General features: G+C 71.6%; 12 protein-coding genes and 1 pseudogene. 4 read left to right on the forward strand and 9 right to left on the reverse strand.

Features of this window, described 5'->3' with window-relative positions:
• The first annotated feature begins 46 nt into the window (after positions 1 to 46).
• Together DEW08_RS19565 and DEW08_RS19570 are read left to right on the forward strand one after the other, a co-directional pair.
• The gene (locus DEW08_RS19565; protein WP_109330422.1) at positions 47 to 2,569 is read left to right on the forward strand and encodes a TonB-dependent siderophore receptor; all 2,523 of its coding nucleotides are present in this window, start codon (positions 47 to 49) and stop codon (positions 2,567 to 2,569) included.
• An 11-nt stretch (positions 2,570 to 2,580) separates the two neighbouring features.
• On the forward strand, positions 2,581 to 3,492 hold the full coding sequence (locus DEW08_RS19570) for an alpha/beta hydrolase (RefSeq protein WP_109330424.1): 912 nt from the start codon (positions 2,581 to 2,583) through the stop codon (positions 3,490 to 3,492).
• A 289-nt stretch (positions 3,493 to 3,781) separates the two neighbouring features.
• On the opposite strand, the gene bcsN is transcribed toward DEW08_RS19570, so the two are convergent.
• The 7 genes from bcsN to DEW08_RS19605 form a co-directional block, all read right to left on the reverse strand.
• Positions 3,782 to 4,444, reverse strand: coding sequence for a cellulose biosynthesis protein BcsN (gene bcsN / locus DEW08_RS19575; protein WP_109330426.1), 663 nt, complete (start codon positions 4,442 to 4,444; stop codon positions 3,782 to 3,784).
• Positions 4,445 to 4,533: 89 nt separating this feature from the next.
• On the reverse strand, positions 4,534 to 6,342 hold the full coding sequence (locus DEW08_RS19580) for a hypothetical protein (protein WP_109330428.1): 1,809 nt from the start codon (positions 6,340 to 6,342) through the stop codon (positions 4,534 to 4,536).
• Entirely contained in the window at positions 6,339 to 7,415 is a 1,077-nt protein-coding gene (locus DEW08_RS19585) for a family 8 glycosyl hydrolase (protein WP_245986782.1), read from the reverse strand. Before DEW08_RS19585 ends, DEW08_RS19580 begins: the two co-directional genes overlap by 4 nt.
• Positions 7,412 to 9,907 carry a cellulose biosynthesis cyclic di-GMP-binding regulatory protein BcsB gene (locus DEW08_RS19590; protein ID WP_245986785.1) on the reverse strand — a complete coding sequence of 832 codons (2,496 nt, stop codon included), beginning with the start codon at positions 9,905 to 9,907 and terminating at the stop codon, positions 7,412 to 7,414. The genes DEW08_RS19585 and DEW08_RS19590 overlap by 4 nt, the downstream gene beginning before the upstream one ends.
• Before the next feature lie 16 nt (positions 9,908 to 9,923).
• A complete protein-coding gene (gene bcsA / locus DEW08_RS19595) occupies positions 9,924 to 12,206 on the reverse strand; it encodes a UDP-forming cellulose synthase catalytic subunit (protein ID WP_109330434.1) in 2,283 nt (760 codons plus the stop codon).
• 191 nt (positions 12,207 to 12,397) lie between these two features.
• Entirely contained in the window at positions 12,398 to 13,570 is a 1,173-nt protein-coding gene (locus DEW08_RS19600; protein ID WP_109330922.1) for a trans-sulfuration enzyme family protein, read from the reverse strand.
• Between the two features lie 30 nt (positions 13,571 to 13,600).
• Positions 13,601 to 15,001: a pyridoxal-phosphate dependent enzyme gene (locus DEW08_RS19605; RefSeq protein WP_109330436.1), complete on the reverse strand. Its 1,401-nt coding sequence runs from the start codon at positions 14,999 to 15,001 to the stop codon at positions 13,601 to 13,603.
• Between the two features lie 727 nt (positions 15,002 to 15,728).
• Between DEW08_RS19605 and DEW08_RS19610 the strand changes: the two are divergent.
• A pseudogene (locus DEW08_RS19610) lies at positions 15,729 to 16,426 on the forward strand (MetQ/NlpA family ABC transporter substrate-binding protein).
• 78 nt (positions 16,427 to 16,504) lie between these two features.
• Positions 16,505 to 16,669 carry a DUF2256 domain-containing protein gene (locus tag DEW08_RS19615; protein WP_109330438.1) on the forward strand — a complete coding sequence of 55 codons (165 nt, stop codon included), beginning with the start codon at positions 16,505 to 16,507 and terminating at the stop codon, positions 16,667 to 16,669.
• Here the strand turns inward: DEW08_RS19615 and DEW08_RS19620 are convergent.
• Together DEW08_RS19620 and DEW08_RS19625 are read right to left on the reverse strand one after the other, a co-directional pair.
• Positions 16,664 to 18,112, reverse strand: a complete 1,449-nt coding sequence (locus DEW08_RS19620) for a cryptochrome/photolyase family protein (protein WP_342760788.1) — start codon at positions 18,110 to 18,112, stop codon at positions 16,664 to 16,666. The genes DEW08_RS19615 and DEW08_RS19620 overlap by 6 nt on opposite strands.
• A gap of 103 nt (positions 18,113 to 18,215) precedes the next feature.
• Positions 18,216 to 18,968, reverse strand: a complete 753-nt coding sequence (locus DEW08_RS19625) for an SDR family NAD(P)-dependent oxidoreductase (RefSeq protein ID WP_109330441.1) — start codon at positions 18,966 to 18,968, stop codon at positions 18,216 to 18,218.
• Between the last annotated feature and the right edge of the window lie 26 nt (positions 18,969 to 18,994).

An 18,994-nucleotide genomic window follows, 5' to 3' on the forward strand; every position in this document is an offset into this window, starting at 1 on the left:
CCCTGGCAACAGGGGACGGGATCGATCGACGACCGAAGAGACGACGATGGCGACCGACTACCGGACGGCGGGGAGCGCAGGGCAACCCGCGTATCGGACATTCCCGGGCCGTTCCGCATGGCCCTGCTTCCCCCGCGAAACCCTGCGCGTCCTTCTGCTGGCGACCATCGCCGGGGTGGCGGTGCAGGGCGGGGCCGTCCATGCCCAGCCCGCCGTGGCGGACGAGCCGCGCCAGTACGACATCCCGGCGCAGCCGCTGTCCTCGGCCCTGACCGACTTCGCCAGCCGGGCCGGCATCCAGCTTCTCTACAGCTCGGACATGACGGCGAACCTGCGGTCGCCGGGAGCCAGCGGCCGGCTGTCGGTGGATCAGGCGCTGCCGCGGCTGCTGGCCGGAACCGGGCTGACCTGGCGCTACACCGATGCCGGCACGGTGACGCTGCTGCCGGCCCCGGCGGTGTCGGGCGATGCTGGCGGCGCCCTCCAGCTTCCGGAGGTGACCGTCCAGGCGACGGCGTGGCGGAGCTGGCAGCCGGTGACCGGCTATGTCGCCGGGGTGACCACCACCGGCACCAAGACCGACACGCCCCTGATCGAATCGCCGCAGTCGGTCAGCGTGGTGACGCGCGACCAGATGGACGACCAGGGTTCGCAGACGGTGTCGCAGACCCTGCGCTACACGCCCGGCGTCCTGGCGGAGGTGCGGCCCAGCGCCCGCTACGACAGCGTCTTCGTCCGCGGCTTCGGCGGGCAGGGGGCCGGCGCGGCCTACGTCAACTTCCTCGACGGGCTGCGGCAGCAGCGCAGCATCTCCTACGCCATCCCGACGGTCGACCCCTGGCTGCTGGAGCGCATCGAGATCCTGCGCGGCCCGGCCTCGGTCCTCTACGGGCAGGCGGGCTCGGGCGGCATCGTCAATCTGGTCAGCCGCCGCCCGACCGAGACCCCCACCCACGAGGTGCGGGTGGAGGCCGGCAGCAACAACCGGCTGCAGACCATGGTCGACGCCGGCGGCAAGCTGACGGAGGACGGGCAGTTCCTCTACCGCCTGACCGGCATCGCCCGCAGGTCGGGCACCCAGTTCGAGGGCGTCCACGACGACCGCATCGCCATCGCGCCGGCCGTCACCTGGAAGCCGACCGCCGACACCAGCCTGACGGTGCTCTCCAGCTACCAGCGCGACCCCGAGGGCGGATTCTACAACTTCGCCCCGGCCGTCGGCACCGTGCTGCCGAACCGCAACGGCAAGCTCGGCTCCGGCTTCTATGCCGGCGACCCCAACTACGACAACTACACGCGCAACTCGGCGTCCATCGGCTATCAGTTCGAACACCGGCTGAGCGACGTCTGGACGCTGCGGCAGAACGCCCGCTACAACCACGTCGACTCCGCCTTCAAGGCGCTGTCCTTCTCGTCGCTGCAGGCCAACCAGCGCACGGCCAACCGGTCGATCAGCCGGGTCAGCGACATGGCCAACACCGTGGCCGTCGACAATCAGGCCCAGGCCACGGTGGCGACCGGGCCGGTCGATCACACGCTGCTGTTCGGCGCCGACTGGTCGCGCGGCTTCGCCCGCCGCGACCTCGGCCAGTTCACCGGGGTGACGGTGCCGACGCTGGACATCTTCAATCCGGCCTACGGCCTTAGCTATCCCGCCGTGCGCAGCGTGCAGGCCACGCGGCAGATCCAGACCCAGCTCGGCATGTACGCACAGGATCAGGTGGCGTACGAGAACTGGCGCCTGACGGTGGGCGTGCGGCACGACCGCGCCGACAGCGAAACGGTGCAGCTCGCCTCGAACAGCCGGACCAGCCAGTCGGACACCGCCTTCACCTGGCGGGCCGGGCTGCTCTATCTGTTCGACAACGGCATCACGCCCTACGTCAACTACTCCACCAGCTTCCTGCCGAACTCCGGCACCTATTCGCCGGCGCGCGGCGGTGCCGCCTTCTCCCCGACCAAGGGCGAGCAGTACGAGGCCGGCGTCAAGTACCAGCCGCCGGGGATGAACAGCTTCATCCAGCTGGCCGGCTATTCGATCCGCCAGCGCGACGTGCTGACCGTCGATCCGCTGAACACCCTCTACAGCGTCCAGACCGGGGAGATCCGCTCGCGCGGGATCGAGCTGGAAGGGCGGGCGAGCCTGACCGGCAGCCTCGACCTGATCGGCGCCTACAGCTACATCGATGCCGAGGTGACCAGGTCCAACACCGCGGGCGTCACCGGCCGGCGCGTGCCGCAGGTGCCGCACCACATGGCGAGCGGCTGGCTCAACTACCGCGTCCAGAGCGGCCCGTTCGCCGGGCTGGAGCTGGGCGGCGGCGTCCGCTACATCGGCCGGACCGCCGGCAACGACGTGAACAGCTTCGAGGTGCCCGGCTACACGCTGGCCGACGCGGCGATCCGCTACGACCTGGGCGCGCTGAGGACGGAGCTGGCCGGGGCGGAGGTGACGCTGAACGTCACCAACCTGTTCGACAAGGAGTTCGTGTCGAGCTGCTCCAGCGCCACCGCCTGCTTCTTCGGCGACCGGCGGCTGGTGCTGGCGGGGGTGCGCTACAAATGGTGAGGATCCCGGCCGTGACGCGGCGCAGCCTTCTGGCAGCCCCGGTCGCCGTGGTCGCCGCCGACCTGCCGGCCGGCGGGTCCGCGGTCGCCGGGGAGCCGGCGGCGGTGACGCTTCCCCGCACCGTCCAGTGGGAGATGGCGGCGGGCGGCGATCCCTCCCGTCCCTATCGCATCTTCGCCGCCTGGCCGGAGACGCCGCCGCCGCCGGAGGGCTGGCCGGTGCTGTATCTGCTCGACGGCAACAGCATCTTCGGCACGGCGGCCGAGGCGATGCGGGTGGTCGGCGGACATGGCGCCGCGGTGGGCATCCCTCCCGCACTGGTGGTGGCCATCGGCTATCCGACCGACACGGCTTTCGACCAGCCCCGGCGGGCGCGGGACTACACGCCTCCCGCTGACGGCGCCCCGCCGGGCACCGGCGGCGCCGACGCCTTCCTGGCCTTCATCGAGGAGGAGCTGAAGCCCGAGGTCGGGGGACGCTTCCGCATCGACCGCGGCCGCCAGACGCTGTTCGGCCATTCCTACGGCGGGCTGTTCGTGCTGCATGCCCTGTTCACGCGCTGCGAGGCGTTCCAGCGCTATGTCGCCGCCAGCCCCTCGATCTGGTGGCACGACAAGGCCGTGCTGGCGGAGGAGCGGCGCTTCGCCGAAGCGGTGCCGCCGGCTGCCGCCACCCGCAGCCTGCTGGTGACGGTGGGCGAGAACGAACTGCAGGCTCCACCCGGCGAACCGGTCGATCCGGCGCGCGAGGAGCGGCGGCGCAAGGCGCGGATGGTGGAGAATGCGCGGGAGCTGGCCGAGCGGCTGGCCGGGCTCGGCCCGCGCGGACCGGCCGTCGGCTTCGTGTCCTTCGCGGGCGAGAACCACGGCTCGGTCATCCCGGCGGCGGTCAGCCGTGCGGTCGCCGTGGCGATCCGGCGTTAGCCGCGCGGGTCACGGCTTCCCGGGGGACGCCCGGCCGGGGCTGGCCGGCCGCGGCGATCGCCGGCACACTCTCGAACCAGTCGGCCGCCGAGCCTGCCGGAACCGGATGGATACGCTCCGAAAGGGCGCAGGTGTCGATCAGATGGCTCGCGGATCGATCTCTCGCGGAGGCGTGCGGTTCACGGTTGATCCCGAGATCGACGCCGGCAAGGGGTAAGCCGTGCCTGCAGGTGGCCTCCTGATCAAGCCGACCGGATGGGGATAGCGATGAAGGACTGCCGATGCCAGCCTACATCCGATCCAGGTCGTCCGTCTCCAGCACCGTTTCCGGCAAGGTCAGCACAAGGGAGTCGAAGGGGCGCAGCAGCGCCTTCGGGTCGCGGGTGGTGCCGCAGACGCGGTATTCCAGCCGCACCGCCTCGATCCGCGTCGGCAGGGTGCGCGTGTGGTCGGTGATGAGCTGCCAGGCCAGCACGCAACTGTTCTGCTCGTCATGGGCGACCGCGAAGTCGTAGTCGCCGTAGCGGTTCCGCCGCGCGGCATCGGCGACCTTGGCCGTCATGTCGGGAAACTCGGCCGCCAGCGTCCTGGTCAGCGTCTCCGTGGTGTAGAGCGGCACCGGGAAGATGCGCGGCGGCTGGACCAGCGCGCCCATCAGGCTGTCGGGCAGGGTCTGCACGTCGATGGACAGGCGGTTCTCGCCGGGCAGCACCGTCGGATTGCCCAGCACGGCGATGTAGGACCGGTAGACCTGTCCGGTGCTGCGCGTGCGCGCCGCCACGATGGGGAAGCTGCCGCCGGGCGGCAGGGTCACCGGCAGGGCGTCGGCCTGCACCCGCCGCCAGGGGGTGGAGGACTGGCTCAGGTTGTCCCGCACCCAGCCGGCGCAGCCCGCCGTCAGCAGGGCCGCGGCCAGAACGGACAGCCGAAGGAAGCGCGGAAAGCCGGTCATGCGTGTCGTCCCTGCCAGTCTTGTCTTACCAGTCGCGGCCTTTACCAGTCGTGGCCTTTACCAGTCGTGGCCTTTACCAGTCGTGGCCTTTACCAGTCGTGATAGATCGTCTTCCAGGTGATCGTGACCCCCTCGCGGGATTCCTCGGTGCTCAGCCGGTCGTCGATCGCCTTGAACTGCTTGTAGGCATCCTCCAGGCGGTGGAGGTTGTAGAGCGCCCAGCCGCGCAGGATTCCCAGGTCGCGCGGTTCCGGCTCCAGCTCCTTGCGGGCGTCGAGCAGCCGCAGCACGTCGTGGTAGCGCTTGTCCTCCAGCGCGCGGCCGGCCTCGGCGCCCAGCAGCCGGGCGCGGATCTCGGCGCGCTGGGCGGGCGTCAGGTCGCTGCGCGCCAGATCCCGCGTCAGCCCCACCGTATCGCCGGTCGCCAGCCGGGCCACCGCCTGCCCGTAGGCGTTCTCCTGCGCCGCCGTCGCGCCGGACTCCAGCGGCGATCCCCTGAAGCGCGAGGCGCCGCCCTTGGCCGGCTGGCGCGCGGCCAGCGCCTGTGCCTCCTGGAAGGCGATCTCCGCTTCCGACGGCCGCTTCAGCTCCATCAGGCACCATCCGCGCTGCTGCAGCAGCTCCGCCGTCGGGCCGCTCCTGGCGGTCATCCGCTGGATGGCGGCGAGGCAGCCGGCGAAGTCGCGCCGCGCCAGCGCCAGATCGAGCTCGCTCGGTCCCCGGGGCGCCGCCGGGCCGCCGGTGCCGCCGCGCGGCGGCTCGACCGCCTTCAGCGCCCGGTCGACCCGCGGCGACTTCCCCTTCCAGGCGGCTCCCGCCTCGCGGGCGCGGGCCTTGTCCCCGGCACCGGCATAGGCGAGCACCAGCCCCTCCGCCGCCTTGTCGCTCGGCGACCAGCTGTTGGCCTCGGCGAACCAGGACTGGGCCTGGGCGTAGTTCCTGCGGCCCTGGAAATACCAGCCGAGCGCGATGGCGCCGTCGGCGTCCTGCTTCTCGCGGACGATCTCCTCCGCCCGCGCCAGCTCGGCCGGCGACAGGCTGCCCTTGCCGTCGCCCAGCCGCTGCAGCAGGCGGCCGGTCTCCAGCTCCGCCTCGGCCGCGCGGACGGTCGCGTAGTCCTCGCCGGGCGCCGGGTTGGCGGTGGATCCCAGGGCCGCCAGCTCCCTCACCCGCTCCGGGCCGAGATAGCGCGAGGCCTTGAACAGCGTGTCCCGCCGCTCCTTGGCCTTGGGACACTGGGTGACGATCGTCCGGTAGGTCTCGAAGGCGCGGTCGAGCTGCTTCAGCTCGCCATAGGCCTCGGCCAGCCGCCAGGCATTGTCCAGCCGGCTGCAGGTCACCGCCTCCGGCTGGGCGGCGGCGGCGTCGATCACCTCCTGCCAGCGCTTCGTCTCGCTGGCGCTGCGCAGCCGGCCGCTGCCCTCGGCGAGGTCGAGCTCCTGCAGCAGCTTCTGCGAGGGCTGCCAGTTGGGCGACTTGCGCCGCTGCTCGGCGATGGCGGCGCGGGCCTCGGCCAGCTTGCCGGCGGACAGCAGCGCCCAGAAGGGGCTCTCGTCCACCCCGGCGACGACCGGCTGCGGCGCGAACAGGTCCTTCGGCGGCTCCCAGGACGGGTCAAGGGCGCGCAGCCGCGCGATCTCCGCCTCCAGCCGCTCGACGTCGCCGATGCGGGCGTAGTAGCGCAGGGCGGAATCGTCCGGCGTGCCGGGTGCGGGGGCGGCGCCGCTGCCGGGGGCGGGGGCGACCTCCACCTTCACCCCGGGGGCGAGGGCGCGTCCGCCCGGCTGGCCTCCCGTCTGGGCCAGGGCGTCGGGCGCCAGCGCGGGCAGGGCGGCAAGCAGCGCGGCGATGGTGGCGCGGCACAGGGCGGTGCGGCACAGGACGGCGGGACGCATCATGGGTCGATCCCCAGGCTTTGCGCGGCGAGCGCCGAGAGGTGGAGCAGGGTGGTGGAGTAATAGTCCTCGTCGGCGGCGGGCGGCGGCACCGTCACCGCGGGTCCCCCGCCGGCGACCGCCGCGGCCAGCCGGTAGACCGCCATCATCCCGACCGAGGCGGGGACCTGCGCGGTCGTCCCGCCGGGCAGCGAGACGGTGGCCGGGAGCGCCCCGCTGCCGTACTTCGCCGCCAGCGCGGCGAAGGGCCGGAAATAGTAGGGATCGCGGAAGCCGTCCCACGCCAGGTAGAGCGGCACCCGCACCGCGTCGTAGCCGTACTGCTTGCGGAACCCGTCGGCCAGCGCCACGCCGCCCTTGGCGTCGAGCAGCAGCCAGTCGGGCGGAAGCTGGTAGCCGCCGAAGCGCGCCTTGGCCAGCAGCACCAGCCCGCTGTCGAGCACGCGGTTCCACACCCCGCCGTCCGGCAGGGCGGCGAAGGCGCGCAGCGCCGGGAACACCCAGTAGCTGGGGTTGAGGATCAGCCCGTTCGGCTTGCGGAAGCCGTCGCGCCCCGGCAGCAGCACGGTCATCCCCGCCTGCTCCGCCACCACGCCCGCCGCCAGCGCCTTCACGATGGCGGCGGCGGCCGTGCGGTAGGCGTCGGCCTTCCAGCGGTCGGCGGCGCGCAGCAGCGCCCAGGCGATCAGGATGTCGCCGTCGGACGCGTTGTTGCGGTCGCTCACCCCGCCCTCGGGCTGCCAGCGCCAGGCGACAAGCCCGTCGTCGCGCACCATCAGGGTCCGCCGCGTCCACTCCCACAGGCGGTCGAAGGCGGCGCGGTCGTCCGCCGCCACCGCCAGCAGCATGCCGTAGCCCTGCCCTTCGGAATGGCTGACGCCCTTGTTGCCGGTATCGACGATGCGCCCGTCGGCCGTCAGGAAGCGCCGGGCATAGTCGTGCCAGTCCGCCGGCCCGAAGGGCCGCGCCCGCGCCGGGGCGGGTGCCGCCAGGGGCAGGGCCGCCAGCAGTCCGGCCGCCGCCATCGCCTGCCGCCGCGTCATCCCCGGCCCGATTCGCCGCCCGTCGCCCGTCATGATCCGCTCCGCTCCGCGTGGCCGCGCTTCAGCAGCATGCGCATGCTGATGGTCAGGATCATCGCCGTGCCGAGGAGAAGCGCGAACAGCAGCTCGATCCTCTGCGAGAGATTGCGTGCAAGGATTAAGATCAGGTTGCCGACGTCGAACGGGTCGAGGATCACCTGATAGGGGCGCGAGGCGTCCAGCGTGGTCATCGTCGGCGCCGCACTGCTCCACAGCCCGCCGCCGCCGCGCAGCCTGTCCCACAGCCCGCCCTCGCCCAGGCCGCGCATAGCGCGCTCCACCGCCCGCGAGTCCGAGGCGGTCAGCAGGGTCCAGGTGGTGGCCTCGACGCCCGGCGACTTGTACTGGAGAAGGGCCGCCTCGGGCAGCGTCTCGGCATTCTCGGTCAGCGCCATCACGTCGACCGGCGCCTCCGTCACCGTCCAGCGGTTGATCTGCCGCGCGGCCATGGCCATGCCACGGCGCAGCCAGTCGGGCATCCAGGCGGAGGCCGCCTGCTCCTTGTCGCCGGCGATGCGCTGCCAGCGGCCCTGCATGCCGCCGTCGGCCGGGGCCGGGGCCGCCGCCGTCGCCGCGCCGGCCATTGCCCGCACGGCGCCGGGGCGGCCGGGCGCGCTGCCGGTCCACACGCTGCGCAGCCGCTCGACGAGCTGGCGCCTCTCGGCCGGGGCCATCGGCTCGCCGCGGGCGCTCGCCTGCGCCACCAGCGACCCGGCCTCCAGCAGGGCGGCCAGCCGGTCGGCCGGCAGGGGTGCGCTGGCGAAGGCCGACTGCGGCAGGGCCGCCACCGGCCCGACGATCAGGGCGTTGCCGTCCGGCGTGCCGTCCCAGCCGACATAGGGCACCAGCCGCATCAGCTCGCCCGAGCGCTGGGCCAGCCGGGCGGTCATCGTCCAGGCCGCGGCGAACCAGGACGGCTCCTTGCCCACCACCACGAGGTCGAAGGGGGGAACCGCGTCGCGTCCCGCCCGCCCGCCATAGGGGAAGGCGGTCTGCGCCAGCGTGCCCAGGTTCGGCATCGTCGCCAGCCGGGCGAAGCCGGGGATCTCGATGCTGGAGCTGTCGTGCAGCGTGAAGCTCGGCCGCCGCACGGCGAAGACGCAGTCGGTGCCGCCGGCCGGCGGCAGCTCCGCCTCCACCTCCACGATGTTGGGGCCGGGGCGGAACAGCGCCATCGGCAGCTGCATCTCGCCGTTCTCGATGATGCCGCTGGAGCGCTTGTCCACCTCCATCGCCGAGGCGGAGCGGCCGTTGACCCGGACGTTCAGCACCGCCCCCGGCCCCAGGTTGCCCTCGAAGGCCGCGTTGACGTGGAACAGGATCGGGCGGTCGCCCACCGGCGCGAATCCGCTCGGCAGGGTGACGGTGAAGCGGCCGGTGTAGCGGTAGCCGCTGTGCCGGACCGTCGCGAAGCCGAGGTCGGACAGGCGGTAGCGCCCCTCCTCCTGCACCTCGCGCGGGGACGGCGGCTGGACCGGGCCGGGATCGGCGACCACGGTGGCGGCGACGGGCGGCAGCGGCCGGCCGAGATCGGCGAAGCGCATCACCGCCTGGTCCACCTCCGTCGCGGTGCGGCCGGACAGCACGACGACGAAGCCGCCGGCCGGCCCCGCCGGGTAGACGCCGAGGAAGGGACCCGTCACGCCCTGCGTCCGCGCATCGCCCAGGACGGGGGCGAGCTGGTCGCGGGTGCCGATCAGCACGTTCTTGCCGCCCGGCAGGGCGAGCGAGGCCAGACCATCGGCTCCGGCCGCCCCGCCGCCGGCGGTCCTGGCCGGCAGCGGCAGCGCCGCCACCCGCGGCGCGAGGTCGCCCAGCAGCAGCCCGTAGGCCTGCGCCACCATGGCGCCCCAGCCGAGCTGGTCGGCATCGATCTCGCCGCCCGCCTTCAGGATCGTCAGCGGCTCCCGCGCCCGGTCGGAGGAGGCGAGCAGCCGGCGCACCATGGCGAGATCCGGCTCGGGCAGCGCCGTCTCGGACGACAGGGCGAGCGAGGAGGCGGCGAGGTTCACCCGCGCCCACAGGTCGAAGGTGCCGCGCACCGTGCAGATGGCGCGGTGCTGGGCGTTGGACTGGAAGAGGATCTGGTTCTCGCCCGGCCGGATCAGGCTGGCCGGCAGGGTGATGGCGGCGTTCACCGGTCCCCTGAAGGCCGACAGCGGCAGCTCCGCCACCGGGGAGCCGTTGATGTAGACCGACAGCGCGCCCTTCTCCGGCAGGATGTCGATGCCGTTCTCGTAGGACAGGGTCAGCACCACCGACGACAGCGGCCCCATCGGCGGGACGAAGACGCGCAGGCCCGCCGCCTCCTCCTCGCCGTGCAGCGTGATCTCCGGCGCGCCGTCGCGCAGGTTCGACAGCGGGATGACCCGCTTGTCGGCCGCCTCGGCCGGGGAGCCGGGCAGGCCCGCCAGCAGGGCCGCCGTCAGGGCCAGCACGGCCAGCATCCGGCGGGCGGCGGCGCGGGCGGACGGGAGGGACGGCATCGGCGTCATCGCGGCGTCACGGTGCCTGGAAGGTCAGGATCCGGCGCACCGCTCCGGGCAGCGCCACCAGGACATGGCCCATCCGCGGCACCACCCGCGTCAGGAAGAACAGCAGCCCGCCGAAGAAGGTCGGCGCCTGGACGCGCTTGCGGTCGAGGAAGTCCGCCCAGCCCACGCTGTTGCCGAAGACGAAGCGCGCCATCTGCACGCTGTCCTGCCGGTCGCGCGGCGCGAAGCCGGCCCCCACCGACAGGTCGCCGCCGCGCGGCTCGATGCGCGAGATGCGCACGCCGGTGGTGGTCTCCTCCTCGGTGTCGGTCGCGGTGATGGTCAGCACCGGCGCCTCCGGCCGGGCCAGGACCTCGCGCCAGCGCGCGGCGACCTCCAGCCCGACGCCGCCCGCCGACACGTCGGCCACGGTCACCTCGACGACCGTGCCGTCGGCATAGGTCAGCAGCGCCGGCCGGTCGACCGTGAAGCGCTCCTGCCGGCGCACGCGCTTGCGCTCGTAGACCACCGCGAGGCCGCCGATCGCCAGGATGAAGCTCAGCAGGGTCCATACGGCGACCGGCAGGATGGCCGGCCGGTGTTCCGGGAAGGCGTAATAGCGCCAGGCGCACATGGCGAGCCCCAGCGCCAGCAGGAAGGTCACCAGGATGAAGGGGCCGGCCAGCGGCGAGAAGCCGTCCCTGTCCACCGACTGCCCCTTGGCCGTCACGGTGAAGACCGGGTCGCGCGGCCGGACCAGCGTCGCCAGCGCCGCCCGCGAGACGTGGAAGGACTGCAGATACTCGTAGAGTTCGGAGAACAGCGGCCAGCGCATCCGCCCGTGCAGGAACTGCGTCAGGAAGGCGGCGGCGAAGACGTGCGGAATCACGAAGCAGGCGAAATCCGGCAGGTTGATCCGGTAGATCTCCAGCCCGAACAGGGCGTAGCACAGCGGCGACAGCAGGAAGATCGGCCGCCAGAACCAGAAGAACCAGTAGAGCATCGTGCTGGTGTAGCAAAGCCGCTGCGGCAGCGTCAGGCCGCGCTTGAACAGCGGATTCTTCAGCAGGAACAGCTGGATCATGCCCTGCGCCCAGCGCGAGCGCTGGGCGATGAAGCTGTCGAAGGTCTCCGGCTGCAGCCCGGCGATCAGCGGGCGGGGCAGATAGACGCTGCGCCAGCCGCGGGCGTGCAGCTCCAGCGCCGTCTCGCAGTCCTCGGTCACCGTGTCGCCGGCGAAGCCGCCGACCTCCTCCAGCGCCGCGCGGCGCAGCACGGCCGCCGATCCGCAGAAGAAGGCGCCGTTCCAGCGGTCGAGCCCGGGCTGGATCGAGTAGTAGAACATCTCGTTCTCGCTCGGCATCCGCTCGAAGGTGCCGAGGTTGTATTCGACCGGGTCCGGATTCACGAAGAAATGCGGGGTCTGCACCAGGAACAGCCCCGGGTCCTGCTGGAAGAACCCGACCGTCGCCTTCAGGATCCCGACCGTCGGCACATGGTCGGCGTCCAGGATCAGCACCAGGTCGCCCTGCGTCTGGTGGAAGGCGTGGTTGATGTTGCCGGCCTTGGCATGCTCGTTGCGCGGCCGGGTCATGTAGGTGACCTGCAGCCGCTCGCACAGCGCCATCAGCGTCTCGCGCCGGTCGCGCGCCGCCGCCGCCGCCTCGGGCCGGGAACTGGCCAGCTTCTGGTCGGTGCCGCCGTCGTCCAGCAGATAGACCCGCAGCCTGTCGCGCGGGTAGTCGATGCAGACCGCCGCCGCCAGCGTCGTCTCCAGCAGCTCCGGCTCCTCGTTGTAGCTCGGGATGAAGACGTCGACCGACGGCCAGTCCTCCGGCGCGCCGGTCAGCTCGGCCGGTTCGCGCTTCAGCGGGTCGATGATGACGAACAGCGAGGTCAGGAACAGGACGAAGGACATCGCCTCCGCCGCGAACAGAACGACCCCGGGGATGAAGTTCAGCGGATCGTCCACCGGCGGCAGCGTGCCGGTCACCCGCCAGAAGAAATAGCGGAAGGTGACGAAGGCCAGCAGCAGCACCGTCAGCGTCCGGGCGTGCCAGAAGCGCGAGGCGAAGCGGCCGAGGACGAAGGCCGCCGCCACCACGCCGGCGGAGATCGCGGCGCTCGCCACCCGGCCCACGGGCAAAGCCGCCAGGGCAAGAAAAAACCCTGCCGACAGCAGCAACAGAAAGGAAAGTAACAATCCGCGCAGGGTCAACCAACGGCCCCGCAGTCTCTGCTGGCCTTTTGCCTGCGGCGCCGTATTGCTGGGCGGCCGAACGACGTTCTTTTTGCCCGCCTGAGGTGTCATGCCGAACCGAAAGAAAATAAGCGGGCGCGAAAATACAAGGACGCCCGACGGCACTCAAGCGGCATTACAATTTGTTACGAATCCGAACGGAGGGGTCACGATTAAGAAAGATAGCCTTGCAAATCACCTCTGCGGCGGATGATTGGGCAGTGAAAGGGCGGTCTCCGGCAAGACCGCCCCTTTTCTCCGCTTCAACGGTCCAGGATCGCCAGCGCCTGCGCCAGATCCTCCCGCAGGTCGGCCGCGTCCTCGATCCCGACCGACAGGCGGATCAGCCCGTCGCCGATGCCCAGCCGGCGCCGCTGCTCGGCGGGGATGGAGGCGTGGGTCATGATGGCCGGATGCTCGATCAGGCTCTCCACCCCGCCCAGGCTTTCGGCCAGGGCGAACAGGCGGCAGCGCTCCAGGACCCGCCTGGTCTCCTCGATTCCGGCGTCGAGCTCCACCGTGACGATGCCGCTGGCGGCCCGCATCTGGCGTTTGGCGAGCGCATGCTGCGGGTGGCTGGGCAGACCGGGATAGACGACGCGGCGGACCCGCGGATGCGTCTCCAGCCAGCCGGCGATCTCCAGCGCGTTGGCGCTGTGGCGCTCCATCCGCAGCGCCAGGGTCTTCAGGCCGCGCAGCGCCAGGAAGCTGTCGAACGGGCCGGAGATGCCGCCGACCGCGTTCTGCAGGAAGGCCAGCTTCTCCGCCAGCTCGGCGTTGTCGCCGACCACCGCGGTGCCGCCGACCATGTCGGAATGGCCGTTCAGGTACTTGGTCGTCGAATGCACGACGAGGTCGATGCCGAACTCCAGCGGCCGCTGCACCCAGGGGCTTGCGAAGGTGTTGTCCACCACCGTCCAGATGCCGCGGGACCGGGCGAAGCGGGCGACCGCCTCCAGGTCGACCAGCTTCAGCATCGGGTTGGTCGGCGTCTCCACCCAGATCAGCTTCGTCTCGGGCCGCACCGCCGCGGCCAGCGCCTCGGGGTCGGACAGGTCGGCATAGCCGATCTGCAGCCCCATGGTGCGGCGGCGCACCCGCTCCAGCAGGCGGAAGGTCCCGCCATAGAGGTCGTCCATCGCCACCACGTGGGCGCCGGCGTCCAGGCACTCCAGCACCGTCGCGATGGCGGCGAGTCCGGAGGCGAAGGCGAAGCCGCGCGTCCCGCCCTCCAGGTCGGCGATGCAGCGCTCGAACGCCATGCGGGTCGGGTTCTGGCTGCGGGCGTACTCATAGCCCTTGTGGACGCCGGGGCTCTCCTGCACGAAGGTGGAGGTGGCGTAGATCGGCACCATCACCGCGCCGGTGGCGGGATCCGGCTCCTGGCCGGCATGGATGGTGCGGGTGGCGAAGCCAAGCTGGTTCGGTCTCGACATGACGGTCACACGGCCTCCAGCCGCAAATGCTCAGGCGGCCTCCAGCCGCAGGTGGTTGATCAGGTCCACGCGGGTGGCGAGGCCGAGGAAGCGGTCGCCGTCCACCACGATGGCCACGCGGTCCTGCGCGAACAGGCCGTAGAGCGCGGCGATCGGCGCGTCGGCCGGGGTGGTGACGAGGTCGCGCACCATGGCGTCGCGCACCGGCCGGGCGAAGGAGCCGCCGCCGGTCGCGACGGCGTGCAGGATGTCGCTTTCGTCCAGCAGGCCGGCCAGCCGGCCGTCCTCCAGCACGGGGAGCTGCGACACGTCGGCGGCGCGCATCCGGCTGAAGGCGGTCAGCAGCGTGTCGTCCGGGCTGACGGTGATGGTGCCGCCCTCGTCGAAGCGCCGGGTCACCAGGTCGCGCACCGTCCCGCTGCGGCTGCGCGGCACGAAGCCCTCGTCCAGCAGCCAGAAGTCGTTGAACATCTTCGACAGGTACTTGTTGCCGCTGTCGGCGATCAGCGTCACCACCCGCTTGGGCTCGGTCTGCTCGCGGCAATAGCGCAGCGCCGCCGCGACCAGCGTGCCGGAGGAGGAGCCGGCCAGGATGCCCTCCTGCACCAGCAGGTCGCGCGCCGTCTCGAAGCTCTCGGCGTCGCTGATCGTGTAGGCCCTGCGCACGAGGCCGAGGTCGGAGATCGGCGGGATGAAGTCCTCGCCGATGCCCTCCACTTTCCAGGAACCGGCTTCCAGCAGCTCTCCGGTCGCGATGTAGTGGGCGAGCACCGACCCCTCCGGATCGGCCAGCACCATCTCCGTTTTGGGCGAGACGCGCTGGAAGTAGCGGCCGAGCCCGGTGATGGTCCCGCCGGAGCCCACCCCCGCCACCACGGCGTCGACGTCCCGGCCCATCTGCTCCCAGATTTCGGGCGCGGTCGTCGTCTCGTGCGCCTGCGGATTGGCCGGGTTGCCGAACTGGTTGACGTAGAAGGCGCCGGGGATCTCGGCGGCCAGCCGCTCGGCGAGGTCCTGGTAGTATTCCGGGTGGCCCTTGGGCACGTCGGAGCGGGTGATCCGCACCTCCGCCCCCAGCGCCTTCAGGTGCAGCACCTTCTCGCGCGCCATCTTGTCCGGGACGATCAGCAGCAGCCGGTAGCCCTTCCGGGCCGCCACCAGCGCCAGCCCCAGGCCGGTGTTGCCGGCCGTCGCCTCGATGATCGTGGCGCCGGGGCCGAGCCGGCCGTCGCGCTCCGCCGCCTCGACCATCGCCAGGGCCACCCGGTCCTTGATCGACCCGCCGGGATTCTGGCTCTCCAGCTTCACGAACAGCCGGCAGGGGCCGGTGTCGAGCCGGTTGATCTCCACCATCGGCGTGTTGCCCACCAGCGCCAGCACATTCGGCCGGGCCGCCGGCAGGGGGGAGCGCGAGTCGGGGGTCGCGGTCATGTCGCTCACAGCCTCTCACAGTTGGCGGCGGGGATATGCCTGCTTAAACTCTATTTATCAAGTATGAAATCGTCGCGCCTCAGCTATGCCATTTCTTGTGAAATGGGAGGGCGTCCGGCAGCCTGCAAGCCGATAACGCTCCGGCCCGGCCAAGGTTGCGGCCATCCGGCGGATATGCCCGGTTTATCAGCAAGTTTCTTGATTTGTTCAGGGTATTTCCGTAGGCTTCGCGGCATCGACGGCCGAAATCCGTCCGCGTCGCCTTTCCCGGCCATCGTGCAGGCCCTGCACAACGATCCTCGCGGTCCGGTCGGATAAGTTGTTGATTATCATCGATAAAACGATCGAAATCCGATTGTGCGGCGAAGAAGCGCTGCACAATACGCCCAACGCCGCCCCCTTGCCCCCGCCGGCCGGTTCTGCCGTGCGCTCGGCTATTGACAGCGCGAAGTCACCGCGGTGATATCTCGTAAGTGTGCTGTTGATAGAAAAATATCACATCAACAAACAGTTAAAAACGCGACGGACTGCGCCGCCGGCTCATCCGGCCGGCCGGTCCGTTGACGAAGACCCCGTGCGCAAGACCCAACCATTGGAAAGACAGGGCCTCCCCATGAACAATGTTCCGAAAAGCTGGCTTCGCCGCGCCGGTCTCGCCGGCGGCCTCGCGCTCGCCCTGCTGGCCTCCGGCGCGGCCTCGGCCGCCGAGAAGATCAAGCTCGGCGTGATGGGCGGTGCGGAGGAGGAGATCGCCGAGGTGGCGAAGTCGGTCGCCGCCCGCAACGGGCTGCAGGTCGAGCTGGTCACCTTCTCCGACTATGCGATCCCCAACGCCGCGCTCGAAGCCGGCGACCTCGACGCCAACGCCTTCCAGCACAAGCCCTACCTCGACGCCCAGATCCAGGCCCGCGGCTACAGGATCGTCCCCATCGGCTACACCATCGTCGAGCCCATGGGCCTCTACTCCCGCAAGGTGAAGGCGATCGGCGACCTCAAGCCCGGCGCCAAGATCGGCATCCCCAACGACCCCAGCAACGGCGGCCGCGCGCTGAACCTGCTGGCGGCCAACGGCCTTCTGAAGCTGAAGGACGGCAAGGGCCTGGCCCCGAGCATCCTCGACATCGCCGAGAACCCGAAGAAGCTCGACCTCGTGGAGATCGAGGCCGCCCAGCTTCCCGCGCCATCGAGGATTTCGACGGGGCGATCATCAACACCGACTATGCGGTCAACTCCGGCCTGCATCCGGCCAAGGACGCCCTGATCCAGGAACCGCGCGAGGGCAACCCCTACGGCAACTTCGTCGCCGCGCGCGAGAAGGACAAGGACCGTCCGGCGCTGAAGACCCTGGTCGCGGCCTACCAGTCGGCGGAGGTCAGGCAGTTCCTCGAGACCCGCTTCAAGGGCGCCATCCTGCCGGCCTGGTAACCTCCCCTCCGGCGGACGGGACGCGGGCGGGGTGATCCGTGGGACGCCCCGCCGCGTATCCGCCGCCATGGAGGAGCCATGAGAGGCGTCAGGAAACAGCACCTTCCCGCCAAGACCTGCGTCACCTGCGGCCGGCCCTTCACCTGGCGCAAGAAGTGGGAGCGGGTGTGGGAGGAGGTGAAGCACTGCTCCGACCGCTGCCGGGCCGAGGCGCGGCGCAGGGGGAAGGCGACCCCCTCATAGCCGCTCCCCGCGGTCCAGCCGGTCGAGGGTCCGTGCGGCGCCGTCCCGGCAGGCCGTCCTGGCCTCCGGGGCCATGCGGTCCCAGGTCCGGTAGACGGGGCCGAGCCGGGGGTTGCCGGCCAGCCGCTCGCGGTGGCGGGCGAGGAAATCCCAGTAGAGCGCGTTGAACGGACAGGCCCGCGGCCCCGTCCTGGCCGCCCCGTCATAGCGGCAGCTTCCGCAATAGTCGGACATGCGGCCGATATAGGCGCCGGACGCGGCGTAGGGCTTGGAGGCCAGCAGTCCGCCGTCGGCGAACTGGCTCATCCCCAGCGTGTTGGGCAGCTCCACCCACTCGAAGGCGTCGACATAGACGGCGAGGTACCATTCGTGGAGCGCCTGCGGGCTGATCCCGGCCAGCAGGCCGAAGGTTCCCGTGACCATCAGGCGCTGGATATGGTGGGCGTAGCCCTCGCGCAGGGTCTGGCCGACCGCCGCGCCGACGCAGGCCATGTCGGTGTCGCCGGTCCAGTAGAATCCGGGCAGCGGCCGGTCCGCTCCCAGCGCGTTGAGGTCGCGATACTCCGGCATCTTCAGCCAGTAGATGCCGCGGACATACTCCCGCCAGCCGATGATCTGGCGGATGAAGCCCTCGACGGCGTTCAGCGGCGCGGCGCCCGCCGCCCAGGCCGCCTCGACCCGGCGGCAGAGCGCCAGCGGGTCGAGCAGCCCGACATTCAGGTAGGGCGACAGCAGCGAATGGTAGAGGAAGGGCTGTCCGGCTCGCATGGCGTCCTGATAGTCGCCGAAGTGGCGCAGCGAGTCGGCGAGGAAGCGGTCCGCCGCCGCCTCGGCGTCCCCGGCGGTGACCGCCCAGCCGAAGGGGCGCAGCCGGCCGGGGTGGTCGGGGAAGCGCCGCTCCACGAGTTCCAGCACCTCCCCGGTCACCGCATCGGGGGCGAAGCGGGCGGGCTGCGGCAGGAAGAGGTCGCCGGTCAGCGGCTTGCGGTTCTCGGCATCGAAGTTCCAGCGACCGCCCTCCGGTTCGCCGTCCCGCATCAGCAGGCCGGTGCGGCGGCGCATCTCCCGATAGAAGAACTCCATGCGGAGCTGGCGCCGGCCTTCGGCCCAGGCGGCGAAGTCGGGCAGCGGGCAGAGGAAGCGGTCGTCCTCGAGAATGGTGACGGGCAGGCCGAGCGCCCCGTTCCAGCCGCGCATGGCCTGCAGCACCCGCCACTCGCCGGGGTGGGTGGCGAGGATGCGGGTGGCGCCGTGGCGCGCGGCGGCGCGGGCAAGCTCGCCGGTCAGGCTGCCGCTGTTGGCCGGGTCGTCGAGCCGGACATACTCCACCCGCCAGCCGGCCCGCCGCAGCGCCTCGGCATGGTGGCGCATGGCCGACAGGACGAAGGCGATCTTCTGCCGGTGATGGGGGACGTAGCGCGTCTCCTCCGCCACCTCGGCCATCAGGACGACGCTGTCGGCGGGATCGGCCGCCCTCAGGGCCGACAGGCGGGAGAGAGCTGGTCGCCCAGCACGGGGATCAGGACGGTCATCGCCGGGGCGCCGCTCAGTAGGGGATGCGCTGCCCGTCCCAGGCGAACAGCCCGCCGCTGTCCGCCGGGGTCAGGCCGTTGAGGACGGCCAGCAGGCAGGCGGCCGAGCGCTCGGGCGGGAACAGCCTGTCGGCCGCCACGCCGGCCTGGAAGGGCTTGGAGAGGCCGGTATCGACCGTGCCGGGGTGAAGCGTCACGCAGACCGCCTCTGGCCGCGTGCGGGCGAGTTCGATGGCGGCGGTGCGGACGAGCTGGTTCAGCGCCGCCTTGGCCGCCCGGTAGCCGTACCAGCCGCCCAGCCCGTTGTCGGCGATGCTGCCGACCCGGGCGGAGACGGCGGCGAAGACGCCCCGGCCGCGCCGCGGCAGCAGCGGCAGGAAGTGCTTGGCGACCAGCGCCGGCCCGATGGCGTTGACCTGGTAGAGCGTCGCCATCGCGCCGGGGTCGAGCGCCCGCCAGCTCTTCTCCGGCTGGATCGGTCCGGCATGCAGCAGGCCGGTGGCGACGAAGACGAGATCGACCGTGCCGGCGCCGGCCGCCGCCGCGGCGATGGTCGCCTCGTCGGTCAGGTCGAGATGGCCGGGGCGCAGCCGCTCCGCCGGCTCCACCGGGTGGCGGGCCAGGGCCAGCACCTCCGCCACGCCGGGGTCGGCGAGCAGCAGGCGGGTGACGGCGGATCCGATGCCGCCGCCGGCCCCGACCACGACGGCGCGGACCGGCCGCCCGAAGCCGGCAAGGCCGGGAAAGGAGGGGAGAGCGTCTGCCATGGCCGATAAGCTATGGCTCGGCCGGG

Source organism: Azospirillum thermophilum, assembly GCF_003130795.1.
GTDB classification, from domain to species: domain Bacteria; phylum Pseudomonadota; class Alphaproteobacteria; order Azospirillales; family Azospirillaceae; genus Azospirillum; species Azospirillum thermophilum.

Coding starts and splice junctions, on each gene's coding strand:
- DEW08_RS19565 (WP_109330422.1), top strand. CDS start 47: ATGGCGACCGACTACCGGACGGCGGGGAGCGCAGGGCAACCCGCGTAT.
- bcsN (WP_109330426.1), bottom strand. CDS start 4,444: ATGACCGGCTTTCCGCGCTTCCTTCGGCTGTCCGTTCTGGCCGCGGCC.
- DEW08_RS19580 (WP_109330428.1), bottom strand. CDS start 6,342: ATGATGCGTCCCGCCGTCCTGTGCCGCACCGCCCTGTGCCGCGCCACC.
- DEW08_RS19585 (WP_245986782.1), bottom strand. CDS start 7,415: ATGACGGGCGACGGGCGGCGAATCGGGCCGGGGATGACGCGGCGGCAG.
- DEW08_RS19590 (WP_245986785.1), bottom strand. CDS start 9,907: ATGCCGTCCCTCCCGTCCGCCCGCGCCGCCGCCCGCCGGATGCTGGCC.
- bcsA (WP_109330434.1), bottom strand. CDS start 12,206: ATGACACCTCAGGCGGGCAAAAAGAACGTCGTTCGGCCGCCCAGCAAT.
- DEW08_RS19600 (WP_109330922.1), bottom strand. CDS start 13,570: ATGTCGAGACCGAACCAGCTTGGCTTCGCCACCCGCACCATCCATGCC.
- DEW08_RS19605 (WP_109330436.1), bottom strand. CDS start 15,001: ATGACCGCGACCCCCGACTCGCGCTCCCCCCTGCCGGCGGCCCGGCCG.
- DEW08_RS19615 (WP_109330438.1), top strand. CDS start 16,505: ATGAGAGGCGTCAGGAAACAGCACCTTCCCGCCAAGACCTGCGTCACC.
- DEW08_RS19620 (WP_342760788.1), bottom strand. CDS start 18,112: ATGGCCGAGGTGGCGGAGGAGACGCGCTACGTCCCCCATCACCGGCAG.
- DEW08_RS19625 (WP_109330441.1), bottom strand. CDS start 18,968: ATGGCAGACGCTCTCCCCTCCTTTCCCGGCCTTGCCGGCTTCGGGCGG.